This is a genomic window from Paenibacillus phoenicis, assembly GCF_034718895.1.
Taxonomy (GTDB): domain Bacteria; phylum Bacillota; class Bacilli; order Paenibacillales; family Paenibacillaceae; genus Fontibacillus; species Fontibacillus phoenicis.
Map to the genome: position 1 here is coordinate 2,081,877 of NZ_JAYERP010000001.1, position 25,441 is coordinate 2,107,317.

Consider the following 25,441-nt stretch of genomic DNA (forward strand, 5'->3'; position numbering starts at 1 on the left):
TGCCACAAGGCCCGCCTTGCGCTTTCTTTCTAAATTTGTGAAGGCTACAGCCGTTCCAGCTTAATCCGGGAACCGGCCCCGCCGCTTTCCGACGGAATCACCACCAGCTTGCGGGCCAACCGGGTCTGCAACTCGGCAACGTGGCTGATAATCCCCACCGAGAGATGGTCGTGATGCAGGTGCTCCAGTGAGGTGATGACCGTATCCAACAGCTCGGGATCCAGCGTCCCAAAGCCTTCGTCCAGGAAAAAGAATTGCAGCGGATATTGGCCGCGAAGCTGAATCTGCGCTGACAAGGCCAGCGCCAGCGCCAGGGAAGCCAGGAAGGTCTCCCCGCCGGACAACGTCGCCACCGGGCGCTTCACGCCGCCGCTCGCATCGTCGCGGATGACAAAGCCGCCGCCGGAGTCGGTCTCCAGCGCATACCGCTGCTTCGTCAGGAACCTCAGACGTTGGGAAGCGGCATGGCTGACATTCATCAGCTGCTCCTCCGCGACATACTCAACGAACGCGTTCCCGCGCAGCGCTGATTGCAGCTTGGCGAGCAAGCCGGCTTCATGCTCCAGCTGGCTGCGGACCTGCTCCAGCTCCTGCCAGCGGACATGGCGAACCTGCAGGTCCTCCCAGTCCCGCTCGGCCCGGGCTTTTTGCTGCAAGGCCGCTTCATCTTGCTCTTTCGCCGCGGCGAATGCCGCTCTACTTTGCTGCCATTCCTCGTCGCTGACCGTTTGTCCCGACAGCTTGGCGTCCAGCTCACTTAGGCTAATCACGAGCTCCTGCTCCCGGCTGCGGTGTTGCTGCACCGTCTCCGCGATCGATTCCGCTTCTCCCGGGGCAAGCAGGTTATTCAATACGGAAGCTTCCTCCTCAAAAGGCGACGCCTCCAGCGCTTGAAGCCAGCGGGCCGCAAGCTCCGCCTCCTGCTCCCGGGCCGATGCGGCCGCTTGAGCAGCCAGCGCTTCCGCTTTGGCGAGCTCATGGCTTCGGGCCGCTGTTTCCGTCTGCATCGCTCGGCTGCGCTCCGCCTGCTCACGAAGGGCCGCCAGCTTCTCCCGTGCTTCGGTTAGCAGCTCATCAACCGGACGTTCCCCGGCCACGGCGTGCAATCTCTCCTGTTTCTCCCGCAGGAGATCCTGTTTCCCCTGCTCCTGTACTTCCCATTGGACCAGCGTTTTGTCCAGCTCGATCATTTCGCCGGTCAATGCCTGCAGCTTGGCCATTTTCTCCTCGATAAACGGCACGCTGACGGCGAGCCGGCCCCGCAAATCTTCGGCCAGCCGATCCTTGGCGGCATACGTCTCCATTTGCCGGGCGGCTTCCTCTGGCGAGAGGTCCGGGTAAAGCTCGGCCCACTCGCGCTGCTTGGCCGCGAGGGCCTCGCGGTGCTGCGCGCTGCGGGCGACCGCCTGCTTCAGCTGGCCGGAGGCCGCGGCTTCCGCCGCTTCGGCGGCGGCACGCTGCGGCTGCAAGGCCGCCAGCGCGCTTTGCGCTGCGCGGCCGTCCCGCTGCAGCGCCTCCAGCCGGCGGCGGCAAGCGGCGTGCCGCTCGGCCAGCGCCGCGGCCTGGCGCTGCAGGGCCGCGAGGCCGGCGGGCGCGGCTGCGTGCGGCGCGGCGAGCGCAGCCGCTGTGGCGGCGGCTTCGGCGCTGGCGGCGGCTTCGCCCGCAGCAAGCGCGCCTGGCGCAGAAGCAGGCTCGCCGCTGTAGCCGAAGGCGCCGTCCTGGGCCAGCGCCTGCAGCAGCGCGCTGCACACGTCGCGGTCGCGGGCGACGGCGAACTGCAGCTCGCGGGCCTCCGCGATCAGGGCGGCGAGCGTCTCAAGCTCCGCCTCCCCGCCGGCGCCCCCGTCGTCATCGCCCTCGGCCGGAGCCGGATGATGCGCGGAGCCGCACACCGGGCACGGTTCGCCGCTGTGTAGCTGCTCGGCTAACCGTGCCGCCCACAGATGACGTTCACGGGCTTTCAGCGCCTGACGCAGCGAGTGTTCGTATCCGGTGAGCTCAGCAGCATGTTGCTGCAGCTCCTTCTCCACTGCCGTCAGCTCCAAAGCGGTTTCCGCGAGCTGTCCGGCAAGCGCTTGGCCGGATTGCTGTACCTCGGCAATCTCCCTCGCGATTTGCTCCAGCTTGCCTGCAGCCTGCTGCAAGCTCGTACGCGCAGCCGCTTCCTCGGTCTCCGCTTGCGCAAGCTGCTCCTGCAACGCGGCCAACTGCTGGGCCAGCCGTACGGCAGCTTGCGCTTGATGACGCTCCTCGGCCTTAACTTCCGTGTCCTTCAGCTGCTGCTCCAGCTCGCGCTGGCGCGTCTGCGCCTTGGCCAGCAGCTGCTCCTCCTTCGCCGTCTGCTCGGCGAGGTGCTGCTTACGCTGCGCGCCCTCCGCGCGCTGCGCCGCGAGCCGCTGCAGCTCGGCGCTAAGGCGCGCGGCCTCATCCTGCAGGCTGCGCGCCTGCTCCAGCTGCTCGAGCCGCACGAGCAGCGCCGGCTCCTCGCGGCCGAGCGCCGCCGCTGCGGCTTCGGCAGCCGCGCCGGCCTCGGCGGCCGCCGCAGCCGCGGCCCGGGCGGCCTGCTCGGCCTCGGCCGCTTGCTGCGCGCGGACGGCGGCGGCGCGCTGCGCCTCTTGCCAGGCCGTCAGCACCGGCCTGAGCGCCTCGGCGGCGCTCCCGCGCGCCAGCTTCGCCTCCAGCGCGGCGATCTCGCCGACTTGCGCGCGCAGCGCCTCCAGCTGCGCCGCACGCTCGGCGCGCTCCACCGCCAGCTCGCGCACTTTGGCGAGCTGGTCGTAGCGCTGCTGCGCGAGCAGCAGCTCGCGGCGCCGCTGGGCGGCGAGCGCTGCGGCTTCGCGCACCGCTGCCGCCGCTTGCTCCAGCGCCTCGGCGGAGGCATTGCCGAGCCCTTGCTGCTCGGCAGCGACCTCAGCGCGGCGCTGCTCGTTCGCTCTGACCTTGCGGGTCAGCTTCTGCCCGAGCAGGTCGCCGTATTTCTCCAAGTGGAACAGGCGCTGCAGCATCGCCCGTCGGTCCGCCCCCTTCAGGGACAAAAACTCGGCGAATTTCCCCTGCGGTAATACGACCGCGCGGGTGAAATCGTCCATCTTGAGGCCCAGCTTCTGTTCCACGCAGCGCGTCACGTCAGCGAGCTTGTCGGCGATCACTTTTTCCTCATCATCCGGCAGAATTTCGATAAACCGGCTGATCGTATTGCTGACCGACAGCTCGCCCTGGCGCTTAAACCGCCGCTCCACCCGGTAACGCTCCGTCCCGGCAGCAGAGGTCAGCTCGAACGTAAACGCGACGAACAGCGCGTCTTCCAAATGGTTCATAATCCCTTGGGTTCCGCCGGATGCACGGCCGACCTTGCCATAAAGGGCCAGCGTGATCGCATCCAGAATCGTCGACTTCCCGCTGCCTGTCGGCCCAAAAATGCCAAACAACCCTGTCTCGCACAGCTCGGTAAAATCGATCGTCTGCATCTCACGGTAGCTTTGCAGCCCGGCTAATTTCAGCGTAATCGGCTTCATCGGCTTACTCCCTCCATCGCTCCATCCGCATCCGCACCTTCGTCCTCTTCTTCGGAGACGAGCGACATAAACAGCTCGACCAACTCGGCCTCCGGCTCGGCTCCGCCGGTTTGCCGCTGATAAAACTTGCGGAACAGCTCATGCACCGGCACACTCTCCCGGGAGGCCAGCTCCTCCTGCAGCTCCCGTCCCGGATATACCGGCCGGATATGGACGATCCCGTCATGGGCTTTGCGCAGCGCCTGGATGTCGCCCAGCGACATCGCTTCGCTCAGACTGATTTCGAGGTCGATAAACGCATTCGCGTCCCTCCCCTCCTCCAGCCAGCGGTACGCTTCTGCCAGTCCGCCCCGGCAGCTCCAGCGCACCAGCGGCCGCCCGCTGCTCAGGTACAGCTCCTCCAAGATCGGCTCCTTCCCGGTCGCCACGTCCAGGAGCATCACCGATTTGGCTTGTCCTGCCTCAGAAAAAGAATACGCCAGCGGCGACCCGCTATACCGGGTCAATCCGCCTCCCTTCACCGCCTGCGGCCGATGCAGGTGGCCCAGCGCCGTATATTGCGCGCCGATGTCCAGCGCCGACGGGTCCACGGTATATGCGCCGCCAACCTGAATCGGCCGTTCAGAGTCAGACTCCACGCCGCCAAGCACATAGATATGGCTCATCGCGAGGTTCACCGTGTCCGGGCGAAACGCACCGGCCAGCTGGCGCATCAGCAGCCCTACCTTGGCGCTGTAGGCAAGCCGCAGCTCGGATTCATCCGCGTCGCCGGCCAGCAGCTCGGACAGCCGAGCTTCGGAAGGATAGGGCAGCGCGGCGATGACCGCCGTCTCCCCGGTGCGCGGCACGGGAACGGTGATCGCCTCCGGCACCGGCAGCCCCACCAGCGAAATGCCCCGGCGCGCAACCAGCGGCGATACCGCGGCCACCCGCTCCGGCTGGTCATGGTTCCCGGCGATCACCGCCAGATGACAGCCGGTCTCCGTCAGCCGCGCCGCCGCCTCATAGAACATCGCTTCCGCCGCAGCCGGCGGGTTCACACTGTCATAGACGTCGCCCGCCATCAGGACGAGATCAACCTGCTGCTCCTTAACCATCTGCACCAGCTCGTCCAGAAACGCCTCCTGCTCTGCGAGCCGGCTGCGTCCCTCCAGCGTGCGCCCCAAATGCCAATCGCCCGTATGTAAAATGCGCATCCGTTTCTCCCCCTTGATTCCGGCCAAGTACGCCGGCGTTCAAAACATCCCTTTTTTCATAAAGCCGTAAAACCTGCAATTCTATCCATACTCATTTTAGATTACAGTCTCACCGCTTGGCCGCCGTCGAAGAAATACAACCACTTCTCATCCACGGTCGAACCGGTGATCTCCTCAACCGCCTTGGCGTACAGCTCCAGCTGGAACCGGTACGATTCCGCCAGGGCCGCAGCGCCGCCGCGATGCTCCAGCACCCGGTCGCTTTTGTAATCGAGCAGGTACACTTTGCCGCCTGCAGCGAACAGGCAGTCCACGATCCCCTGGATCAGCACCGTTTCCCCATCCAGCTCCCGGATTGCGTCGCCTGCTGTGCCGTCTTGCATGGCTTCCAAGCCCCCCAGCTGCGGCGAGACTTCCGCTGCAGGCAGCCCGTAGCTGAACGGCATCTCACGTTTCACCCAGTCCGCCTGCCGCAGCAGTTCGCCAAGCGGGCTCTGCAGCAATCTGGCGATGCTATCCACCTCGATGGCCGCAGCCTGCTCAGCGGTCATAATCTTCCGCTCGATCAACCGGGCGAGCGTCGCTTGGACGACCGCGATTCCCGGCTCTGCGTCAAACGGCAGATGCTGCATCAGCGTATGGTAGGCCACCCCGCGTTCGGTTGGGGTCAGCTTGCGCTGCTCCATGAACCGCGGCCGCCGCAGATGCAGCTTGAAATCCGGCTGCTCTTCCGCCTCCGCCTGCTCCCGCTCGCGCAATAGCTCCGCTTCGGCGAAGACGTCGCGCACCGGCTCCTCCTGCAGCATCAGCAGCGCCTTCATCTCCGTCACCGAGGTTTTGGCCGCGATTCGGCTTGCTGCCGCATAAGGATACGTCCAGCTGAGCCGGGACTCCACCATAGCTCTCATCTCAGCGGCCTCGGTACCGTCCGCATCCTCTGCAAGGACCGCTGTCGGCTGCCCGGACAGCAGCGCCTTGATTTGCGCCGTGTCCACCGCCGCAGCCTCTGCAGTTGCTGCCGCTTCTGTTTCCGCTCCTCCGTTCTGTCCCGCCGAGCGGGCGGAAAGAAACGCGATGTGCCAGTCAGAAGGGCTGTCCGCTAACACGGCAGGGCCAACCTCCGGCAGCCCGGCAAACTGTCGCAGCTCGCGCGCGCTTGGATGGCGAATCAACGCCGGGCCGATCCAGTCGAGATAGCAGCGGCCGCGCGCCAGCAAGTAATCTGGCAGCTGCTGTTCACTTGCCTCAAGTGCACCGCCCCAAGCTTCGACGGACTTGGTGAGATTTTTGACCGAGGAGACGAGCACGAGCTTGTCCTTCGGGCGGGTGAGCGCCACGTACAAGACGCGCATCTCCTCCGCCAGCAGCTCCATTTGCGCCCGCCGCCGGATCGCCAGGTTCGGCAGCGTCGGGTAGCTGACGCGCGTGTTCGCGTCGACGTACTTCGGACCAAAACCCAGCTCCTTATGCATCAGAAACGGCGCGTTCAGATCCTGCCGGTTAAATTGCTTGGACAATCCGGCGACGAACACAACTGGAAACTCCAAGCCTTTACTCTTGTGGATCGTCATGATCCGAACGCCGTCGCCCTGTTCCCCGGCATCCCCCGGAGCTCCAAGGTCTCCGCCGTTCTCGCGCAACCGTGTGACGTAACGCAAGAAGCGGAACAACCCGGGCGCAGAAGACGATACCTCGTATTGTCTCGCCCGATCCAGCAGCGCCTGCAGGTTGCTCTGACGCTGGGTTCCGCCCGGCAAGCCGCCAACCCATTCCAGATAACCGGTTTCCCGGTAAATCTCTCGGATCAGGTCGCCCAGCTGTCCAACCCGTGCCATGCTCCGCCAAGCTTCCAGCTGCCGTAAGAAAGCCTGCAGCTTCAGCGCCAAAGCATCATTGGCCGAAGGTTCAATTTGCCCCGTCTCCGGGTGATACACCGAGGCTTCCCCGGCGTCGCCTCCCCTGCTGTCGCTCAAAGCCGACTCCGCATTCCCTGCGGCTGCCCGTGCGAGCACCGCCTCATAGTAACGGCCGCTTGGAGAAGCAAGGCGAATGTCCGCCAGCTCCTCCTCGGAGAAATCGTACAGCGGAGAACGCAGCACCGCCGCCAGCGGAATATCCTGCAGCGGATTATCGATCACCTGCAGGAGCGACAGCATCGTCTCGACCTCGGACGCCTGAAAATACCCCTGGCTCAGTTCCCCGTACGCCGGGATTCCTTCCACCCGAAGCTCCTCGATCATCGCCGGCGCCCAGGTCAGCGTTGAGCGCAGCAAAATCACCATGTCCCGGAAAGCGACCGGGCGCATCGCCTGCAGCTGTTTGTCGTAGATGCGCAGCGGTTCGCCGCCTTCGCCCAGCATGCCGCGAATGCGGGCCGCGATCGCACGGGCTTCCAGCCGCACCGCTTCAATCAGCGCCGCCTCATCTTCCTCATCCCCGCCGTCGCCGTCCGTCCATTCGTTGTCCCCGCGTTCGGATGAATCTGAACCGCCGCTTGAGCCGTTGTCGCGATCGATCAGCAAGAGCTCGGGCCGATAATCCTCCGCCCCCTCCGGCGGAAAACCTTCTCCATACACCAGTTCCGCTCGTGTATCGTACGAAATTTCCGCCACGCTTTCGTTCATGATTTGCCGGAACAGCAAATTCACCGCATCAACGACCTCACGCCGGCTGCGGAAGTTCCGCGCTAAATCGATGCGCAGCCCGGCTCCGTCAAAATCGTCGCCATAGGTCCGATATTTCTCCAGGAACAGCCCCGGTTCAGCCAAGCGGAAACGATAGATGCTCTGCTTCACGTCGCCGACCATAAACCGGTTGCCCGGGTTCTCCCGGGAGATCAGCCGTACGATCGTTTCCTGCACCGTATTGGTGTCCTGATATTCGTCCAGCAGCACCTCATCGAATTGCCGGCGGTATTCCAAGGCAGCATCGGACGGCCGAAGCTCGCCCGGCTCCGAATCCGGATGCCGCAGGATCTGCAGGCAATAATGCTCCAGGTCGGAGAAATCGAGCCAGCCCTTGGACACTTTTTGCAGCCGGTAACGTTCCCCAAATTCGCTTACGAGCTCGGACAACGCGCCAAGCAGCGGAGCCATGTCATGCATCTCCCGCAAAAACGCCTCCGGCGGCCGGCCATAGAGTTGCGTGCGCAAATCGGTCACCGTCTTCTTCGCTTCCTCCCGCAGCGCCTTAACCCGCTCCTGCACCTCCGGATCGGTCTGGTCTTTCTTGACCGGCTTCAGCTTGCCGAAGTTCACACCCTGAAAGGCGTCATACAACGAAGCCCAAGCTCCGCCTGCCACCGCTTCCTGCAGCGAGCGGACCACGTTCAGATCGTCCTCCAGCGTGACGGCGTACGGCTCCGGCCCTCCTGGAGACAACGCCAGCGCCTTCGCTTGAGTCAGCAAGCTGATCGCGCCTCCCAGCGCCAACTTCGTATCGGCCAATAGGCTTTGGACCCATGCGCTCTTCTCTAAGGCATCGAGATCCGGAGCCATAAAAGCTGAGGATGCTTCCTGAAGCCAATGATCCGGCCAAGGATGGCTGCGCGAGAAGTCGTAAAGCCGCTGCACCAGCGTAAAGACCGCCGTATCGCTGCGCTCTCCGCCAAACAGATCTACCAGCTTCAAAAACGGGCTGTCCTCCGGTTCGCTGCCGTATTTGTCCTCAAGCAGCTCCTCCAGCACCTCTTGACGCAGCAGCGCCGTCTCGCTTTCCGAGGCGATCCGAAAGCCCGGATCTAACGGGATCAGCGTGTAATAGCGTTGGATCACTTCCATACAAAACGAGTGGAGCGTCGTGATCGAAGCACGCCCCAACATGGCCAACTGATGGTTTAGGTACTCGTTGCCCGGGTCCTTGGTCAGTTCCTTCTCCAGCGCTTCCGTGATCCGCCCCCGCATCTCCGCGGCGGCGGCTTTGGTGAACGTGGCCACCAGCAGCCGGTCCACGCTCAGCGGTTGTTCGCGGTCCGTCAGCTTGCGGATAATCCGCTCGACGAGCACCGCCGTCTTGCCGGACCCGGCGGCCGCCGCCACCAGCATGTCGCCGCCGGACAGAGCGATCGCCCGCCATTGGTCGTCGCTCCAATAACTGCCGGCCGGTTTGGGTTTCATCGGGATGGTCATGAAGGGTTCCCCTCCTTTCCGCTCTCCTGTCCAAGGAGCTGCCAAATTTCGTTTTTGCCCGGTTTGCCGAGGACGTGGTATGCATTGCCGTCCAGCGCTTCCTCAAAGCGGCACACCGGTTTGTAGGGACAAAACGTACAAGCCGTTTCCAGCCCAAGCCGATATGGGGCAATCTGCACGTCACCGTCGGTGATGCGCGTGCCGATCTCCGTAATCGTCCGCCGCACAGAACCCAGCAGCGTATCCCACTGCTCCGGCGTCGCAACCGAGGCGCTGCTATAAAAGCCGCCGTCCGCCTTGATCGCCACCGGGATGATATCGGAATAGCCTTTTTCCAGCTGAGCGTCCATCTTCGCAATCACATCCCGGTCTGCCAGCAGCAGGCCCTTCATCTTGAATCGCTTTAACAGCTCCTGCTGCGCCTGCTCCGCGCTCATGCCGTTGCTGCTCTGCAGCAGCGGGTTATGCACGTGGAAATACAGCGTGCCCGCAGGGAGCGCAGGCTGGCCAAGCCAGGCTTCCGCCGAGGACAATAAGACGTCCAGATACGTGAGCATTTGCAGCGATAAACCGTAATACACCTCATGCAGCTTCAGGTCGGTCTGGCTTGACTTGTAGTCGATGACCCGCAAGAGCAGGCCTTGCTCCCCTTCCGCCATGTCCACGCGATCAATCCGGCCGACGATTTCCATAACGCAGCCGTTCGGTAACTCAAACGTCAGCGGAGGCAAGGGCCGCCCTGGTCCAAAATCCAACTCCAGTCCAACCGGTTCAAAGCTGCCCCGGCGCGCTTGCTCGCCAAGGATCAACGAAGCACGGCCGACGATAGCTTTCAGCTTGCGGGAAATATAACCGTAGCGCTTGGAGCTTAACAGGATTTCTCCCTGCAGCTTGGGCGCCAGTTCATCAACGGCCGAATTGGCCGCCTGAATCGCCTCCTCCGGCGTGAGGCTCCCCCAGCTGCGGTTTTGCGCCTTAAAAGTGATCGCCATCTGACTGAGCGCAGCGTGAAACAACTGTCCGATGTCCGGCGCTTGCAGCCGGTAAAGCTGGCGTTCCTTCAGCTTCAGCCCATGCGAAGCGAAGTGCGCAAACGGACAAGCCGAGAACTGCTCCATTCGCGACACGCTTGTCCGCAGCCGCTTGCCGTAAAGCCGTCGGCTCGTTGCCGGCGTCAAACCGCGCACCCGGTTACGATAATCCAGTGAGGTCAGCAGGCGCGCCGCTTTGCTCTCCCATTCCGGCCGGGTCTTGTACCATTCCAGCACACGCCACCATAGCGGTGAAATGGACTCTCCCGCCTTCCACAGCCGCAGCTGGCCGATTAAGGCGTTCAGCGCCGGGCCCGGACGGGAGACGAATTCAAGCTGCGACGCCATCGGATCGGCAGAACTGCTTGCAGGTCCTGGTGTTAACAGCAGCGGCCGCTCCGTTAGTCCCGGGAAAATCCGCTTCACATGCCGGATCACCTCCGACGGCAAAAGCGCACCGCCCTCTCCGTCGGCAGCAGGGTAGCTCAACCACAGAGAACGGCTTGCCCCAGACAACGCTTCGTAAATGAGGAAGCGCTCATCCAGCAGCTTGCGGGCCAGCCCCGGAGCCAGCTCCAAGCCAAGCTCCGCCAGTCGCTCCCGCTCCTGCTCGCTGAGCACACCCTCCTCCTGCAGATTGGCCGGCATGATCCCTTCGTTGATGCCAAGCAGGAACAGATGCTTGACTTGCCCCGAACGCGTCCGCTCCGTACTCCCGATCAGCACCTGGTCGAGCGAAGGCGGCACAAGCGACACCTTCAGCTCCTTGAGCCCGGTCTCCAGCACGCCGGCAAACAGCTCCAGCTCCAAAGGCTCGTCCCCCATCATTTCCACGATCTGGTCGAGCACGTCCAATACCGCGCTCCATAGTTGGCGATGCTCCATCGCCTGACGCGGCTTGCCTTCGCGCACCATCCGATGCGCCAGCACATCCAGACGCTGGGCGGCCTCCACCCGCTCCAGCAGATGGAATACTGCGGCACACATGTCTGCCGCGTTCTTCGCCTTGCGGATCTCTTTCTCAAACGCTGACAAAGGGCCGGCGACCGCAGCGCGGCACCGCTCCAGCAGCTGCAGCTGCTCCATGGCTTTAACGGATGCCGCCGTTTGATCCTCCTGCTCCAGCGACAGGCTTGGCGCCGACTTCCAAGGACGGCCGTCAAACCAACGGTAACCTTGAATCCCGCTCGCCAGAGCATAATTCTCCAGCACATCCATATGCTCGCGCGTCAGGCTGCCGTCCAGCGGCAGAAGAAATTCGCTTTTCACGCAGCGAAATACGTCTTCGTATCTCCAAAACCCGAGTACCACGTCCAACGCGGCCCGGATAAATTCGATCATCGGGTGATACAGCATACTTGCTTTCTGGTCAAGAAAATAAGGGATCCCGTATGCTTCCATCGTCGGAGCAAGCAGTTCTTCATAATCCCCTAAGTTGCGCACCAGCAGCGCCATGTCCCGCCAACGCACGCCTTCTTCCCTGGCGAGGCGAACCATCTCGCGCGCCGCGCCTTCAACCTCAGCCCGCCGGCTGGCAGCCCGGTGCAAAGATAGGGCCTGTTCCAAATCTTGAGGCGGCTCGGACTTCGGCCACGGCGAACGCCGCTCGTACGCAGACTCCAGGTACGAAAGCGTCTCGCTCTCCCGAAACCGCGGAAACGGACGGGCCTCCAACAGCTCTGCCGGCAGAACTTCAATTCCCTCTTCTGCGGCCAGTCGGCTCAGCTTAACGAAGGCGGATGCAGGGGTATAAAACAGGTTTAGTTCATGCGGCAGATTTCCATTGCTGTATACCCGGTCCAACGTCAGCGAGACGGTGACGGAAGCCGCCGTCTTCAGCAGTGCGAGGATCGCTGTATATTCCTGCGGCGTAAACGTATGAAACCCGTCAATCCAAATTTCCGCCCCGCGCAAATAAGCCGACTTGCTAGCCCCCTGCGCCAGCTTGACGACATGGTCCTCGTTGTCGATGTACAAGCGGGACAGCTCTTCGTCATACTCCGCAAACAAAAGGCTAAGATCGTGCATTTTATCCTTTAATAAAGGGGATTCCCCTTCGGTCTGCTCCAGGAGTTGATAATGCTCCCGCAGAGCTGAGAAATCCACGTTGTATTTCTTCATTTCCGTGTATAGTCCGGCTATCCGGTCAATTAATCCGAGCTGGTCTCCGCCGTGTCCAAACAGCTTCAACTCGCCTTTGCGGCGGCGCATGAGCTTATATAGCAGCATTTTTTTGCCTTCATCATCGATCGGCACCAGCGCCGCACCGCCGGTTTCCTGCATGACGCGCAGCGCCAAACGGCGAAAGCCAAGCACCTGGGTGCGTACCGTACCGCGCAAGCCCGGGGCCGTGGCGATCCGCTGCTCGATCTGAAACGTGCCTTGCTCCGGGGTTAAAATAATCAGCGGCGGACCGATCGGCTGCTCGCGCAGCTTGGCGGTCACCCGGTCGAGAATGAGGCTGGTTTTGCCGCTGCCGGAGCGGCCGAGTATGAACTGTAAAGACATGGAAGTACCTCCTACGACGGACAATTCGTTAAGTTCCAGTATAGCATAAATACGATCAAACATTCGTATCTTCTTCAAGCATAAGAAAAACGTCAATCGACGTACATTCAATGTAGACAGACCGCGTTTAGCGGAAGTTTTTCTTGCGATATCAGGATGTCAATCCCCCGAAGCTTATACTTTCTGATACCTTAAAAAAGCCCCGTACCGCGAAAGCTCGCGAAACGAGGCTGTTTATCCGTTATATCCAATTTTACAACGCGTGTTTGCTGCGCACTTCGAAAATGGCAAATTTCAGGTAATGTCCTTCGTCCACCCCAAGGATTTGCGGATGATCCTTGCCGGCTGCCCGCCATTCCACAAGGCGCAGCACTTTGCCTGCATCCTCCGCGGCCTCGAGGATCGTCTCCAGGAACAGATCCGGTCGCATATGGTAGGAACAGCTGGCCGTTACCAGATAGCCGCCTTCATTCACCAGCTTCATGCCGTGCAGGTTAATATCTTTATAACCGCGAACGGCACCTTTAACCGCCGCTTTCGTCTTGGCAAACGCCGGGGGATCGAGGATCACGACGTCCCAAGTCCGCCCGCCGCCGGCCGTCAGCGGCACGGAAGTGTCCACCTTGGCGTCTTGGGCCGCACGGCGCGCCCGTTCCTCCAAGCCTTTCACCTGACTGCGCAAATAATCAAACGCATCAGCCACGACAAATTCGACGCGATCGGTGAACCCGTTCAGCTCCACGTTCCGCTTCGCGCTTTCGATCGCATGCTCGGAGATGTCAAGGCAGGTCACCTTTTTGGCTCCGTATTTGCAGGCATGTAAGGTGAAGCTTCCGGTATGCGAGAAGCATTCCAGCACGGTGGCTCCGTCCCAGTACGGGAAAGTGACTTCTTTGCCGTTCCGGTTGACCGGCGCTAGCCGCACGCCGCCGTCTTCCGTCGGCAGTTCCTGCAGCGTGATGCCGCTGCGTCCGCCCCAACCGGTCATCAGCGGCTTGATGGACGCCCGGTTCTCCCGCTGGTCGAAGAAATAGCCCGTTTTTTGCCCCTGCTCAATATCCACCTCGATCTTGAGCCCGTTCTCCGACACGATGACATGGCGCGGCGGCTGGCCAAAGATCGGCCCTTTCACCTGCTCCAAGCCCTCCATTTCCCGGACGGCTACATCGCTGCGTTCATAGATGCCAACGGGATGCAGCACTTCCGACAACGCCTCCACAATCTGCTCCCGACAGCGGTCCATACCCAGTGTAAGCAGCTGTGCAACCAGTACGTCACCAAACTTGTCCACGATCAGCCCCGGCAAAAAGTCGGCCTCTCCGTACACGAAGCGGTAAGCATCCTCCTTCACGAACCGTTCCCGATGCTTCAAGCATTCCTGAAACCGCCGGACAAAAAAGGCCGTGTCCATCGCTTCCAACGGCGTATACGACACAACGCGGACGGTAATTTGCGAAGCCGGGTTGTAATACCCGGTGGCCAGGTAACGGTTCCGGTGGTCAACGACCTCAACCAATCCGCCCGGTTCCACGTTCCCTTCCAAACGCTCGATTTCATTTTTGAAGATCCAAGGATGCCCTTTTTCCAACCGTTTCTTGCGGCTGCGCTGCAATATGACCCTTGCCACTTAATCCTTCACTCCTCATTAAAAATATGACCCACTGCGCCTAAAGCACCCCTGCGGCCGGGACGGTACGTCAGCTTGGCTGGCATGGAAGTTGTCCGACCGTCATATATGTAACTTGTACGATTGTCGCTTATCTGCATTTTACAGATGATCCGGGAAGGGAGGCTGCCAATATGTTTCATGAGATCTTGTTTCCAGTGACGTTTGGCTTCGCCCTGTTCCTGTTCGGCATGAAGGTGATGGAGGCTGCCCTGCACGCATGGGCGGGTCCCCGGCTGATCGGTTTTCTTCACCGGACGACGCGGACGCCTTGGACCGGCCTGCTGTCGAGCACCTTCATCACGGCCGTCTTACAGAGCAGCACTGCCGTGACGGTAATGACGATTGGCCTGGTTAATGCCCGCCTGTTGTCCTATGCGCGAACGCTGGGCATTATTCTGGGAGGCAATATCGGAACCTGCCTGACCACAGAGCTGCTTGCCCTTAATATAGCCAAGCTGGGGGTCCCCATGCTGATCGTTTCGTTAACGTTATGGGCGGCCGCTGTGCTGGGAGGCGAAATGCTGCCGGACGAGATCAAACGCCGCATGCCATGGTTGTTGCCCTTGCAGTTTGCCACACTGGCCTTAGCCGGCTTCAGCCTGGTTATGATCGCCATCCGCTTTATGCAGTCGATCGGTCCGGCGCTGGAAGAACGCGGCGTGATCTCCTGGCTGCTGGAGCATGCCACCGGCAGCCTGCTGTGGGGCGCCTTCGCCGGCGCCATCCTGACGGCGATCATTCATAGCAGCGCCGCAGTCGTCGCCATGACGATGGGACTCGCCGCCAGCGGTGCCTTGCCGGTGGAATTCGGCATTGCCATGGTTATCGGATCCAACGTTGGCACCTGCGTCACGGCGGTGATCGCCGCCATCGGCGGCACCCGATCCGGCCGATTCGTCGCTTGGTCGCACGTGGCGCTCAACGTGCTGGGGGCAGTGTTGTTCTTGCCGCTGGTTCCGCTGTTGCAAGCGGCGGCAGCCTGGTTAACCAGCGATCTTTCAGCGCAAATCGCACACACGCAGACGATTTTTAACGTCGTCTGCTCCTTGCTGGCGTTGCCTTTCTGCTATTTGCCCATCTGGTCCAAACTGGATCGGCCCGAGGACCTGGATCATCTCGCCGGCCCCCTCCTCCCGAATACGAAAGCGTCTAAATAGCCGTAAAAATGCAGTTATTTCCCCCGATATTCTCCCATCTCTTAAATATCGCAGAAAATAACTGCACCGTATTAGTTCTCCGGCTCGATACCAAGCATTTGCAACGCCTTCTCTAAGATGAAGTCGTTGTTGTCATATCCCGCCTTGCGTTGCTGACGCCAAGCCTCCTGCGGCTCATACCAGGACACGCTGCGGATCTCCTCAAGCTGAGGACGGAGGGCTCCGCTTTGCCATTCAACCAAGTAATAATGGACTTCTTTATCCACGTTCCCCAGCTTGGGATGATGGTAAGTATACGCGATGATATCAATCAATTTACTGATCCGGCCCACAATGCCGGTTTCTTCCAAAATTTCGCGCAGCGCCGTTTGTTCCACGGTTTCTCCCGGTTCCCGCTTTCCTTTCGGAAACGATATCTTGCCATAGCGATCGGTAATCAGTTGCACTTGCAGCCGTCCGTCTTGGATGCGGTAAACGACGCCTCCAGCAGAGATTTCTTTGAATGGCATTCTGGCTGTACCTCCCTTTATTTTACCCAATCCTCCCTTACCGTAAAAGAGGGCCCTATGGGTTCGCAGCCCTTAGGCATCCCGCAAACGGGACAAACGCGGGAGTGACTGAGGCGCTCCTGCTCGCTGTTCCCTCCGGGAAAATGCTGCCTTCGGCGCTGGGCGAGAAATTATTGACACCTGGTGTTATTTGTTAATTATAGGAGCATCGCACTCATACTTCCAATTTGCCCGTATGTAACAACAAGGATTTCACCCCCGACAGGGTGAAATCCTTGGCCTATGCCCGGTGTCGGGCGACAGTATTATGCTAAAGCTTGCGCGGCATCGTCCAGGACTCGGACTAACTGGCCTTCGCAGGTGTTCGCATCCGCTTGGGTCAGCTTCACGCGGCAGATTTTGCCGGTCAAGTCCGGTGTGCCCGGGAAGCGGATTTGCAGGTAGTTGTCGCTGAAGCCAGTCACATAGCCGTCTCCGGCTGTGCCTTTCTCATCCTTCTCTGGAATGACATCCAGCACCTGGCCAACGAATTTCTCCGCATAAGCAAGCTGCATTTGCTCGGACAAGTCGATCAGTTCATGCACGCGAGCATGCTTCACTTCCTCGTCGATCTGGTCCTCCATCCGCGCTGCCGGCGTACCGCTCCGCTTGGAATAAGGGAACACGTGCATTTCCGAGAAACCGATGCGTTTGATCGCTTCGAAGCCTTCGCGGAACAGCTCGTCAGTTTCCCCAGGGAAGCCGACAATAACGTCCGTGGTAATCGCAACATCCGGCATGAAATCACGGATCATTTTGATTTTATGCTCGAACTCTTCAATCGTGTACTTTCTTCTCATGCGCTTCAGCACTTCATTGCTGCCCGCTTGCAGCGGGATGTGGAAGTGGCGGCACATCTTCGAGGAGTTCTTCAACACATCCAGCATCCGGTCATCGATCTGGCTTGCTTCAATCGAACTGATACGGATGCGTCCCAGCCCTTCTACTTTATCCAAGTCCCACAGCAGGTCGGACAAACGGTAGTTCTCCAGATCATCACCGTAGCCGCCCGTATGGATGCCGGTCAGGACGATTTCCTTGTAGCCCGCAGCGACCAGTTGACGCGCTTGCTGAATCACGCTTTGCGGGTCACGGCTGCGCGACAGTCCGCGCGACCAAGGGATAATACAGAAGGTGCAGAAGTTGTTGCAGCCCTCTTGGATTTTCAGATAAGCGCGGGTATGATCGGCGAAGCTTGGCACGTCCAGCTCTTCGAACTCCCGGGTCTTCATAATGTTGCGCACGGCGTTAATCGGCTTACGTTGCTCTTGGAGCTGCTTGACGTAAGGGATAATTTTGTCCCGGTCTTGCGTTCCGATGACCAGATCCACGCCGGGAATATCCAGAATCTCCGCAGGCGACGTCTGCGCGTAGCAGCCGGTTACCGCGATGATCGCGTCTGGGTTGCGGCGCACCGCCCGCCGAATGATCTGACGGCTCTTCTTGTCACCGGTATTCGTAACCGTACAAGTATTAATCAAGTAAACGTCGGCGGCTGATTGCTCAAAATCAACCTGTTCATAGCCTTCGTTTTTAAATAGTTGCCAAATGGCTTCGGTATCATAGAAATTAACTTTACAGCCCAAGGTGTAAAAGGCGACAGTAGGCATCGCTCATTCCCCCCCCATTTCTCCGGATTCATACATGATGCAGGTCAGGGCGGCCATCGCAGCCGTCTCGGTGCGCAGAATGCGCCGGCCTAAACCAACGGATACCGCTCCCGCAGCTTCGGCTTCCTCCACTTCCGCTTCAGTAAAGCCGCCTTCCGGTCCAACGACAACAGCGACCTTCACCGTTCTCTCGGGCGTCAGCCCGGTGACGAAAGGCTTAAGCACGTCCCGCAGCTGCCGACCGTCCTCTTTTTCATAGCATAAACATACCAAATCGTAGTTCTTAAGCTCTACAAGCAACTTGTCCCACTTGACAGGAAGCTTAACCGCCGGGATTTTGCTGCGATGCGCTTGCTCGGCGGCTTCCTTGGCGATTTTCTGCCAGCGGGTGAGCCGCTTCTCCTCCTTCTTGCTGTCATACTGTACGATCGTACGTTCTGATAAAAAAGGAAGGAAAGAAGCCGCGCCGATTTCCGTGCACTTCTGAATGACGGTTTCCATCTTGTCGCCTTTCGGCAAGCTTTGGGCTACAGTCACTTGAAACCACGGTTCTCCCGACGCCGCCAGCTCCTCTATAATAGCCGCAGTCACTTGCTGCGGCTCTATGATCGTAATCTCCGCGAGGACTTCCCGGGATATCCCGTCGCTCACGATCAGCTTATCGCCGGGTTTGGAACGCATCACCCTGCCGATATGACGGGCATCCTCGCCGGCAATCGTCACTTCCCGATCGCCAAATTGCGCGGGATCCACAAAATATCGCTGCATGCCATCATCCTCACCGTTCCATCAAGGTCAAAATCACCAAACTACATCATACAACTTTTGAACTCCCGTTTCCAGTCCTTCTCCCCGGTCTAAACCCCAAACAATGCCAGGAAAAGATGGGCAAACTGGTAATAGATTGATTCGGCTGCATTATATAACGGCACAATCGTATATTGCTGCATCCCCGGGACGATCAGGATCACTAAGAAGATCAGCACCGACCACTGCTCATATTGCTGCAATTTGCCCAGCATGCGGCGCGGCACGACATCCTCCAAAATTCGATAGCCGTCCAGCGGCGGTAAAGGAATCAGGTTAAATAAAAATAAGAAAAAGTTCATGACCGTAAATAGATTAAAGAAAATGAGAACGGCTTGAAACAACTTCTCGTTCGTAATCGAATCCAGCACGCCAAAGCGAGCCAGCATCACGTAAACAAGCGTCCCCAGGACGCCCAGCAGCAAGTTGCTGAGCGGCCCGGCAACGGATACAATCACACCCATCAGGCGCGGTTTGCTGAAATTGTCCCGGTTCACCGGAACCGGCCGAGCCCAACCGAACCCGGCAAGCAGGAGCAGGATAATGCCCAATAGATCAAAATGAACTGCCGGGTTCAACGTCACGCGACCCAGCAGCTTGGCTGTCGGGTCCCCAAATTTGTTCGCAAAATAGGCATGAGAAAATTCATGCAGCGTAAAGGCGATCACCAGCGTGATCAAATAAAAGGGGAGCTGTTCCAACGGAACCCGCAATATTCGGTCTAGTAAATCCATATATAGTTACCTCTTTCTCGTCACAAAAGCGACCCAATCTTCTTCCCGGGCCGTCCGTTCCAGTTCGAAACCCGCGGCAATCAGCGCTTCTTGTACGGCTTGTTCTTTATTCTTATAAATCCCCGAGGCGATATAATAACCGCCGGGTGCCAATGCTTGATAGACATCCTCGATAAACAGCAAAATGATCTCTGCCAAAATGTTAGCCACGACCACCCGTACCGGCAGCTTGATCTCTACACCCGTGCTGCCTTCTCCTTTCAGAACGGATAACAGGTCGCTTTCCACGACTTGGATCCGGTCCTCAAGACCATTCAGACGCGTGTTCTCCTTCGCACTAGATACGGCTACCGGATCCAGATCCAGCGCCAACACCTTGGAGGCACCAAGCCGACATGCTCCGATGGCCAGAATCCCTGAACCTGTGCCGACATCAATCACTTCGTCCCCTTCTTGGATAATGCTCTCAAGCGTGCGTAAGCAAAGGGATGTTGTTGGATGCGTACCTGTACCAAACGCCATACCAGGGTCCAGCTCGATAATTTGCTCGTTCGGCGAAACTGGTACATATTCCTCCCACGTTGGTTTGATCGTCAGTCTCTCAGAGACCCGCAGCGGCTTGAAATATTGCTTCCAATTGTTCGCCCAATCGTCCTCACTGACATCCCGCACGGAGATCTCCGCAACCCCAGGATCGATATCAAAGCTCTTAAGTTCCTCGATGCGTGCGCGGACTTCCGCAATCACTTCGTCGATATCTAGTCCTTCCGGAAAATACCCGCTGATTTTCGCTTCTCCTTCAGGAATGTCATTAGGGGGAATTTCAAACCATTGTCCCAGTGAAGTATCCCGAGGTTTATCGTTATCGACGTGCTCTTCAATGGTTACCCCGCCTGCGCCTGCTTCATGCAGGAAGTTGGAAACCATCTCCACCGCTTCTTCCGTCGTATGTATAGTTATTTCTTTCCAAATCATCGTATGATTTCCTCCTTGACTTACATGCATAAAATTAATTGTACTATAGATTCAGGAACGTGACAAAACAAAACAGGGAACCATTCGGGTCCCCCGTCTGCTGCTTACGATTACAGCTTGTATTGTCCCTGCTGGCGTGCGTCCGCCCGTTCGCTGCGCTCCAGCGCTTCCCAATCCTCTTGATCAGCCCTCTCTTCGGAAAACTCCACATCCGTGTAATGTACGATCGGCAGATTTTTTCCTTTGGCAGAGATCCGCTTGGTTCGCCGATCCTCCTGGCTTTGACTCATCTCTCGCTTCAGCTCCTTTCCATGTATTCTCCGAGTATTCTCCGATTGGCATGATTGGAGTCATCCTTCTTAACGATTAAATCAAGCCGCCCGCTTCTTCAATGATGCGCAGCGCCTGATGATGAATCGATTCGTCAACGACAGCGGTCAGTAAAATATCATGGCCGGTCGGCCCGCCTTGTCCCCCATGGCTAAGTCCGCTGGCTGCCGGATCCGCTGCTGCCAATATCCCCGCTGATTGGTTGGTCATCGACGCATCCTGGATGACAGCCGCCAGGCTGGAGATGCTTCCCGTCACCGGGTTCATCGGATTGTAGCCCTCGCCGGCATAACGGCTGAATCTATCAATCGATATCTCTTCCACCCGCAGCGCATTTAATTTGCGGGCAACCCCTTCGGCCTGTTCCGGGCTTTTGAAATAGGCCAAAATGTTCTTTTCAGCCATCCTTCCTCCCTGCCTTTCGTTTTACACTTCAATGAAGCTGCACGCTCGCAGCCCATTATTCGGTAGGATGTAATTTTGGCCATGGCTTTATACAAATTTTGTTCGTTTACCGACCTGAATTGATTTAAAATTGAAACGTTTCCTTGGCTTGTCCGTATTACTCGATGGGGAAGCGAACATACTTATCTTACAATCATAGGAGGAGTTTATAGACGATGTTAAAAAGAATAATGCTTCTGATGATGGTCTTCACCGTCTTCTTCACCTTCACCGCCCCTGACTTTGCTGACGCCAGACGCGGCGGATTCAAATCCGGCCCTCGGTCGTACAATCCAACCCCGAAGAAGCCGTCGCAAAGCGAATATCAGAATACGACGGGCAATCGCACCGGAACCCAAACGGGAACTCCGACAACAAACCGCGGATTCTTTAGCGGCGGCAGCTTTATGCGCGGCATGATGATCGGCGGGCTTGCGGGTCTGCTGTTCGGCAGCCTATTCAGCAGTATGGGCTTCTTCGGCAATCTGCTGGGATTAGCCGTAAATCTGTTGGCAATCTATGTGATCATTGCCGCCGCAATGGCTCTGTACCGCCGATTCAAAAAGCAGCCGCGCCACGACGATTATCGCAACGGAGGCCGTTATTAAGCCATGATCCTCGGTATGGACGAAATTATTAACGCGATTTGCCTGCATACGGCCGAACGGAGGGGCGTCCGCCCCACCGATGTGACGGTCGAGCTCAGCTGGGACGAGGATACCGGCTATACCGGTGAAGTATGGGTGAACGGCCGCAGTTGGTATATCGTTGAGTCGAACATCATGGAGGCGATCATGGTGTACGTACATCGGGAATACGGAATGCGGGTCTTCCGGGAAGATATCCGGCTGATGCTGGAGGATGAAATCTTGGCGGAGATTCGGACGGAAGGTTGATTTTTCAATACAAAAACAAAAGCGCGAACTAGGGAATTATTTCTCCTTAGCTCGCGCTTTTATGTTGGAGCGATTAGTCTCCGCGAAACGCCCGTTTCATTCGGTCAAAAAACGATTGCTCATGCTCATGCGTCTGCTCGCCGTCCAACGAAGCAAATTGGCGCAGCAGCTCCTTCTGCTCTTCGCTGAGCTTGCTTGGCGTCACAACGACCACTTTAACATGCTGGTCGCCTTGACCGATTCCACGCAGGCGCGGCACCCCTTTCCCTTTCAAGCGGAAGTAGGTTCCGGTTTGCGTTCCTGCCGGAATTTTCAGCTTCACTTTCTCTGTCAGCGTAGGAATTTCGATTTCATCCCCCAGCGCAGCTTGGGCGAACGTCAACGGAACCTCACAATAGATATCGTCGCCCTCGCGGTAGAAGAAATCATGCGGTTTCACGCGGATCACGATGTACAAATCGCCGGCTGGACCGCCGCGCAACCCGCTTTCACCTTCACCGGACATCCGCAGTTGAGCTCCATCGTCAACCCCTGCCGGAATGCGGACATGAATTTTACGCTGCTTCTTTACCTTGCCGCTGCCTGCGCAGGTCGGACATTTCTCCTTGATGATTTGCCCTCTTCCGCCGCAGTTCGTACAAGTACGCCGGTTCACCATACGGCCAAACGGTGTATTTTGAACGACTTCCTGTTGCCCGGTGCCATGGCACACGGAACAGGTGACCGGTTTGGTCCCTGGTTTCGCTCCCGTTCCAAAGCAGGTATCGCAGCTTTCAGTACGCGGAATGGTGATGTCCGTTTCTTTCCCGAACACCGCTTCCTTAAATTCGATCGTCATCGTGTATTGCAAATCGTTACCGCGCTGCGGCGCATTCGGATCACGCCGGCTGCCGCCGCCGAAGAACATATCGAAGATATCCCCGAAGCCGCCAAAATCCGCGTCAGAGAAGCCGCCGCCCATCCCCTGATTCGGATCCATATGGCCATATTGGTCATAACGCGACCGTTTCGCTGGATCACTTAAGACGTCATAGGCTTCCTTGACTTCTTTGAATTTCGCTTCCGCATCCGCCGCTTTATTGACGTCCGGGTGATATTGCCGGGCCAGCTTGCGGTAAGCTTTTTTGATTTCGTCTTCAGTTGCGTTTTTACTGAGGCCCAGCACCTCGTAGTAATCGCGCTTCTCTGCCATCCTTCCACCCCCATCGGTCATCTTTTAATCACGAAGTAAATCTATTCAATAACCCTTATCAGCAAAAGGAAAGTCAAAGTGCGGTAGCAGCCCGCACTTTGACCTTCCCGGATGCCAAAGTCTATTCACCAGACTCAAACTGCTCTGTGAGCCATCTTAGCTTTATTTCTTATCTTCGTCAACCACTTCGTAGTCAGCGTCAACGACGTTATCGCGGTTTTGGCCGCCGGCAGCTTCAGCGTTGCCTTGCGCACCTGCCGCTTGCGAAGCTTGCTCATACAGCTTCACGGACAACTGCTGAACAACCTCGGTCAATTTCTCCGATGCCGCTTTGATTTGCTCCAGATTGTCGCTTTCCAGCACTTTCTTCAGCTCTTCTTTAGCGGCGTTTGCTTTCTCAACTTCAGCTGCGTCAACTTTGTCGCCCAGATCTTTCAACGTTTTGTCAACGCTGTAGATCAGTTGGTCAGCGTTGTTTTTCGCTTCAACCAGCGCTTTGCGTTTTTTATCTTCTTCCGCATGCAGCTCGGCGTCCTTCATCATCCGTTCGATTTCTTCATCGCTCAAGCCGCTGGAGGAAGTAATCGTGATTTTTTGGCTCTTACCGGTCCCTTTATCGGTTGCCGATACGTTAACAATCCCGTTCGCGTCAATGTCGAAGGTAACTTCGATTTGCGGTACCCCGCGTGGTGCAGGCGGAATATCACCCAGGATAAAGCGGCCCAACGTTTTGTTGCCGGCTGCCATTTCCCGTTCCCCTTGCAGGACGTGGATCTCAACGCTTGGCTGATTATCGGCGAAGGTCGAGAAGATTTGCGACTTGCTCGTCGGAATCGTTGTATTCCGTTCGATCATCTTCGTGAATACGCCGCCAGCCGTTTCGATCCCCAGCGAAAGCGGAGTAACGTCAAGCAGGACAACGTCTTTGACATCGCCAGTCAATACGCCGGCTTGCACCGCAGCACCAAGCGCAACGACTTCGTCCGGGTTTACGCCTTTATGCGGCTCTTTGCCCGTCAGTTTCTTGATCGCTTCTTGTACGGCAGGAATCCGCGTAGAACCACCGACAAGCACGACTTTATCGATGTCAGCCGGAGTAAGGCCAGCATCGCTCAAAGCACGGCGAGTTGGTCCAAGGGTGCGTTCAACAAGATCCGCAGTCAACTCTTCGAATTTCGCGCGGGTCAGGTTCACTTCAAGGTGTTGCGGCACGCCGTCAACTACCGTGATGAATGGCAGAGAAATCGTCGTCGTCAGCACGCCGGACAGTTCTTTTTTCGCTTTTTCCGCGGCATCTTTCAAACGTTGTACCGCTGCTTTGTCCTTGCTCAAGTCAATGCCTTGATCTTTCTTGAACTCGGCAACGAGGTAGTCGATGATCTTCTGGTCGAAGTCGTCGCCGCCCAGATGGTTGTCCCCGCTGGTCGCTTTAACTTCGAAGAAGCCGTCGCCCAGCTCGAGGATCGATACGTCAAAGGTACCGCCGCCAAGGTCATATACGAGAATCGTTTGATCTTCAGCTTTATCCAGACCGTAAGCCAGTGCAGCTGCCGTTGGTTCGTTCACGATCCGCAATACTTCCAAACCGGCGATTTTCCCGGCATCCTTCGTCGCTTGACGCTGACTATCGTTAAAATATGCCGGAACCGTGATAACCGCTTGGGTGACCGGTTGTCCCAAATACGCTTCGGCGTCAGCTTTCAGCTTCTGCAAAATGATCGCAGAAATTTCTTGCGGCGTATATTCTTTGCCGTCGATGACTTCTTTATGGTTCGTCCCCATATGACGTTTGATCGAAATGATCGTCCGATCCGGATTGGTGATCGCTTGGCGTTTCGCCGTTTCGCCGACGATCCGTTCGCCGTCTTTCTTAAAACCTACGACGGAAGGGGTTGTGCGCGCACCTTCCGGGTTAGGAATGACGACCGCTTCGCCGCCCTCCATCACCGCAACGCAGGAGTTCGTTGTACCAAGGTCAATACCGATTACTTTGCTCATTACGTTATGTCCTCCTTAATAGGTTGAATCGTCTTTTGGATTCGTTGTTAGCTGCTATATTAGCCGCTGACTTTGACCATCGCCGGGCGCAGCACCTTATCTTTCAGCATATAGCCTTTCTGCACAACTTCCACGACGATGCCCTCTTCATGCTCCTCGGATTCCACCTGCATAATCGCCTGATGGAATTCAGGATTAAACGGCTGGCCCTCCGCTTCCATCGGAGTGAGGCCTTCCGCCTTCAAGACGCCTTCCAGTTGGCGGAAGATCATTTCCACCCCTTTGACATATGAGGCGGCGTCCGAGATGTCTCCGGTTGTGTTAAGCGCCCGTTCAAAGTTGTCAATCACCGGAAGCAGCTCGGTAATCAGCTTGGCGGATGCGTATTTGCCCAGTTCTTCCTTTTCCTTCACCGTACGGCGCCGGAAATTATCGAAATCCGCCTGAGCACGCAGCAAGCGCTGCTGAAATTCCTCGTTCTCCGCACGCAGCTTCTCCAGCTCCGCAGTCACATCTGCGTTATTCGCTTCGTTGACAGCCTCAGCTGCACCCTCTCCACCGGCAGCGTCCTGAGTATCCTGCGGCTCTTGAGCCGCTACTTCATCCTGCCTCTCTTCGGATTCCGGGGTGTTTTGCAAGTCCTCTTTCACGTTATCGTTCATATTCGTTTCTTCCTCTACAGTGTGATTGTTGTCCTGAATCGG

At 58.0% G+C, this 25,441-nt stretch carries 18 protein-coding genes; 3 read left to right on the forward strand and 15 right to left on the reverse strand.

The features are described 5' to 3' along the window. Positions 1 to 44: 44 nt before the first annotated feature. The 5 genes from U9M73_RS09885 to U9M73_RS09905 form a co-directional block, all read right to left on the reverse strand. Positions 45 to 3,515, reverse strand: coding sequence for an AAA family ATPase (locus U9M73_RS09885; protein ID WP_323077143.1), 3,471 nt, complete (start codon positions 3,513 to 3,515; stop codon positions 45 to 47). Continuing rightward, positions 3,512 to 4,711: an exonuclease SbcCD subunit D gene (locus tag U9M73_RS09890; RefSeq protein WP_323077144.1), complete on the reverse strand. Its 1,200-nt coding sequence runs from the start codon at positions 4,709 to 4,711 to the stop codon at positions 3,512 to 3,514. The genes U9M73_RS09885 and U9M73_RS09890 overlap by 4 nt, the downstream gene beginning before the upstream one ends. A 101-nt stretch (positions 4,712 to 4,812) precedes the next feature. After that, positions 4,813 to 8,838: a helicase-exonuclease AddAB subunit AddA gene (gene addA, locus U9M73_RS09895; protein ID WP_323077145.1), complete on the reverse strand. Its 4,026-nt coding sequence runs from the start codon at positions 8,836 to 8,838 to the stop codon at positions 4,813 to 4,815. After that, a complete protein-coding gene (addB, locus tag U9M73_RS09900) occupies positions 8,835 to 12,377 on the reverse strand; it encodes a helicase-exonuclease AddAB subunit AddB (protein ID WP_323077147.1) in 3,543 nt (1,180 codons plus the stop codon). Before addB ends, addA begins: the two co-directional genes overlap by 4 nt. 253 nt (positions 12,378 to 12,630) lie before the next feature. After that, positions 12,631 to 14,004, reverse strand: a complete 1,374-nt coding sequence (locus U9M73_RS09905; protein ID WP_260070471.1) for a class I SAM-dependent rRNA methyltransferase — start codon at positions 14,002 to 14,004, stop codon at positions 12,631 to 12,633. 173 nt (positions 14,005 to 14,177) lie between these two features. Here U9M73_RS09905 and U9M73_RS09910 point away from each other — a divergent pair, with 173 nt between their 5' ends. Next, on the forward strand, positions 14,178 to 15,203 hold the full coding sequence (locus tag U9M73_RS09910) for a Na/Pi cotransporter family protein (RefSeq protein WP_009224109.1): 1,026 nt from the start codon (positions 14,178 to 14,180) through the stop codon (positions 15,201 to 15,203). A 71-nt stretch (positions 15,204 to 15,274) separates the two neighbouring features. Here U9M73_RS09910 and U9M73_RS09915 read toward each other — a convergent pair whose 3' ends face one another. From U9M73_RS09915 to U9M73_RS09945, 7 genes are all read right to left on the reverse strand, one after another. Next, complete coding sequence (locus U9M73_RS09915) at positions 15,275 to 15,712, reverse strand: NUDIX hydrolase (protein ID WP_009224110.1); 438 nt, start codon at positions 15,710 to 15,712, stop codon at positions 15,275 to 15,277. 305 nt (positions 15,713 to 16,017) lie between these two features. Further along, positions 16,018 to 17,361 carry a tRNA (N(6)-L-threonylcarbamoyladenosine(37)-C(2))-methylthiotransferase MtaB gene (gene mtaB, locus U9M73_RS09920; protein WP_323077149.1) on the reverse strand — a complete coding sequence of 448 codons (1,344 nt, stop codon included), beginning with the start codon at positions 17,359 to 17,361 and terminating at the stop codon, positions 16,018 to 16,020. Between the two features lie 3 nt (positions 17,362 to 17,364). Then, positions 17,365 to 18,129: a 16S rRNA (uracil(1498)-N(3))-methyltransferase gene (locus U9M73_RS09925; RefSeq protein ID WP_323077150.1), complete on the reverse strand. Its 765-nt coding sequence runs from the start codon at positions 18,127 to 18,129 to the stop codon at positions 17,365 to 17,367. A gap of 89 nt (positions 18,130 to 18,218) precedes the next feature. Then, positions 18,219 to 18,902: a site-2 protease family protein gene (locus U9M73_RS09930; protein ID WP_323077151.1), complete on the reverse strand. Its 684-nt coding sequence runs from the start codon at positions 18,900 to 18,902 to the stop codon at positions 18,219 to 18,221. Between the two features lie 6 nt (positions 18,903 to 18,908). Then, entirely contained in the window at positions 18,909 to 19,877 is a 969-nt protein-coding gene (gene prmA / locus U9M73_RS09935) for a 50S ribosomal protein L11 methyltransferase (protein ID WP_009224114.1), read from the reverse strand. 110 nt (positions 19,878 to 19,987) lie between these two features. Further along, positions 19,988 to 20,167, reverse strand: coding sequence for a YfhD family protein (locus tag U9M73_RS09940; protein ID WP_009224115.1), 180 nt, complete (start codon positions 20,165 to 20,167; stop codon positions 19,988 to 19,990). A 76-nt stretch (positions 20,168 to 20,243) separates the two neighbouring features. Continuing rightward, entirely contained in the window at positions 20,244 to 20,612 is a 369-nt protein-coding gene (locus tag U9M73_RS09945) for a hypothetical protein (RefSeq protein ID WP_323077153.1), read from the reverse strand. 215 nt (positions 20,613 to 20,827) lie between these two features. On the opposite strand from U9M73_RS09945, the gene U9M73_RS09950 reads away from it, so the two are divergent. Together U9M73_RS09950 and U9M73_RS09955 are read left to right on the forward strand one after the other, a co-directional pair. Further along, complete coding sequence (locus tag U9M73_RS09950) at positions 20,828 to 21,259, forward strand: hypothetical protein (protein WP_323077154.1); 432 nt, start codon at positions 20,828 to 20,830, stop codon at positions 21,257 to 21,259. Between the two features lie 3 nt (positions 21,260 to 21,262). Continuing rightward, positions 21,263 to 21,547, forward strand: coding sequence for a YxcD family protein (locus tag U9M73_RS09955; RefSeq protein ID WP_009224118.1), 285 nt, complete (start codon positions 21,263 to 21,265; stop codon positions 21,545 to 21,547). Between the two features lie 73 nt (positions 21,548 to 21,620). On the opposite strand, the gene dnaJ is transcribed toward U9M73_RS09955, so the two are convergent. The 3 genes from dnaJ to grpE form a co-directional block, all read right to left on the reverse strand. Continuing rightward, complete coding sequence (dnaJ, locus tag U9M73_RS09960) at positions 21,621 to 22,739, reverse strand: molecular chaperone DnaJ (protein ID WP_009224119.1); 1,119 nt, start codon at positions 22,737 to 22,739, stop codon at positions 21,621 to 21,623. 162 nt (positions 22,740 to 22,901) lie between these two features. Continuing rightward, positions 22,902 to 24,737 (reverse strand): molecular chaperone DnaK, encoded by a 1,836-nt coding sequence (gene dnaK / locus U9M73_RS09965; RefSeq protein WP_323077155.1) that lies wholly within the window; start codon positions 24,735 to 24,737, stop codon positions 22,902 to 22,904. A gap of 59 nt (positions 24,738 to 24,796) precedes the next feature. Next, a complete protein-coding gene (gene grpE / locus U9M73_RS09970; protein WP_050769722.1) occupies positions 24,797 to 25,399 on the reverse strand; it encodes a nucleotide exchange factor GrpE in 603 nt (200 codons plus the stop codon). Positions 25,400 to 25,441: the final 42 nt, after the last annotated feature.

Excerpts from the sequence above, each read along its gene's own strand:
- U9M73_RS09885 (WP_323077143.1), bottom strand. The coding sequence starts at position 3,515 with ATGAAGCCGATTACGCTGAAATTAGCCGGGCTGCAAAGCTACCGTGAG.
- U9M73_RS09890 (WP_323077144.1), bottom strand. The coding sequence starts at position 4,711 with ATGCGCATTTTACATACGGGCGATTGGCATTTGGGGCGCACGCTGGAG.
- addA (WP_323077145.1), bottom strand. The coding sequence starts at position 8,838 with ATGACCATCCCGATGAAACCCAAACCGGCCGGCAGTTATTGGAGCGAC.
- addB (WP_323077147.1), bottom strand. The coding sequence starts at position 12,377 with ATGTCTTTACAGTTCATACTCGGCCGCTCCGGCAGCGGCAAAACCAGC.
- U9M73_RS09910 (WP_009224109.1), top strand. The coding sequence starts at position 14,178 with ATGTTTCATGAGATCTTGTTTCCAGTGACGTTTGGCTTCGCCCTGTTC.
- U9M73_RS09915 (WP_009224110.1), bottom strand. The coding sequence starts at position 15,712 with ATGCCATTCAAAGAAATCTCTGCTGGAGGCGTCGTTTACCGCATCCAA.
- mtaB (WP_323077149.1), bottom strand. The coding sequence starts at position 17,361 with ATGCCTACTGTCGCCTTTTACACCTTGGGCTGTAAAGTTAATTTCTAT.
- U9M73_RS09925 (WP_323077150.1), bottom strand. The coding sequence starts at position 18,129 with ATGCAGCGATATTTTGTGGATCCCGCGCAATTTGGCGATCGGGAAGTG.
- U9M73_RS09930 (WP_323077151.1), bottom strand. The coding sequence starts at position 18,902 with ATGGATTTACTAGACCGAATATTGCGGGTTCCGTTGGAACAGCTCCCC.
- prmA (WP_009224114.1), bottom strand. The coding sequence starts at position 19,877 with ATGATTTGGAAAGAAATAACTATACATACGACGGAAGAAGCGGTGGAG.
- U9M73_RS09940 (WP_009224115.1), bottom strand. The coding sequence starts at position 20,167 with ATGAGTCAAAGCCAGGAGGATCGGCGAACCAAGCGGATCTCTGCCAAA.
- U9M73_RS09945 (WP_323077153.1), bottom strand. The coding sequence starts at position 20,612 with ATGGCTGAAAAGAACATTTTGGCCTATTTCAAAAGCCCGGAACAGGCC.
- U9M73_RS09950 (WP_323077154.1), top strand. The coding sequence starts at position 20,828 with ATGTTAAAAAGAATAATGCTTCTGATGATGGTCTTCACCGTCTTCTTC.
- U9M73_RS09955 (WP_009224118.1), top strand. The coding sequence starts at position 21,263 with ATGATCCTCGGTATGGACGAAATTATTAACGCGATTTGCCTGCATACG.
- dnaJ (WP_009224119.1), bottom strand. The coding sequence starts at position 22,739 with ATGGCAGAGAAGCGCGATTACTACGAGGTGCTGGGCCTCAGTAAAAAC.
- dnaK (WP_323077155.1), bottom strand. The coding sequence starts at position 24,737 with ATGAGCAAAGTAATCGGTATTGACCTTGGTACAACGAACTCCTGCGTT.
- grpE (WP_050769722.1), bottom strand. The coding sequence starts at position 25,399 with ATGAACGATAACGTGAAAGAGGACTTGCAAAACACCCCGGAATCCGAA.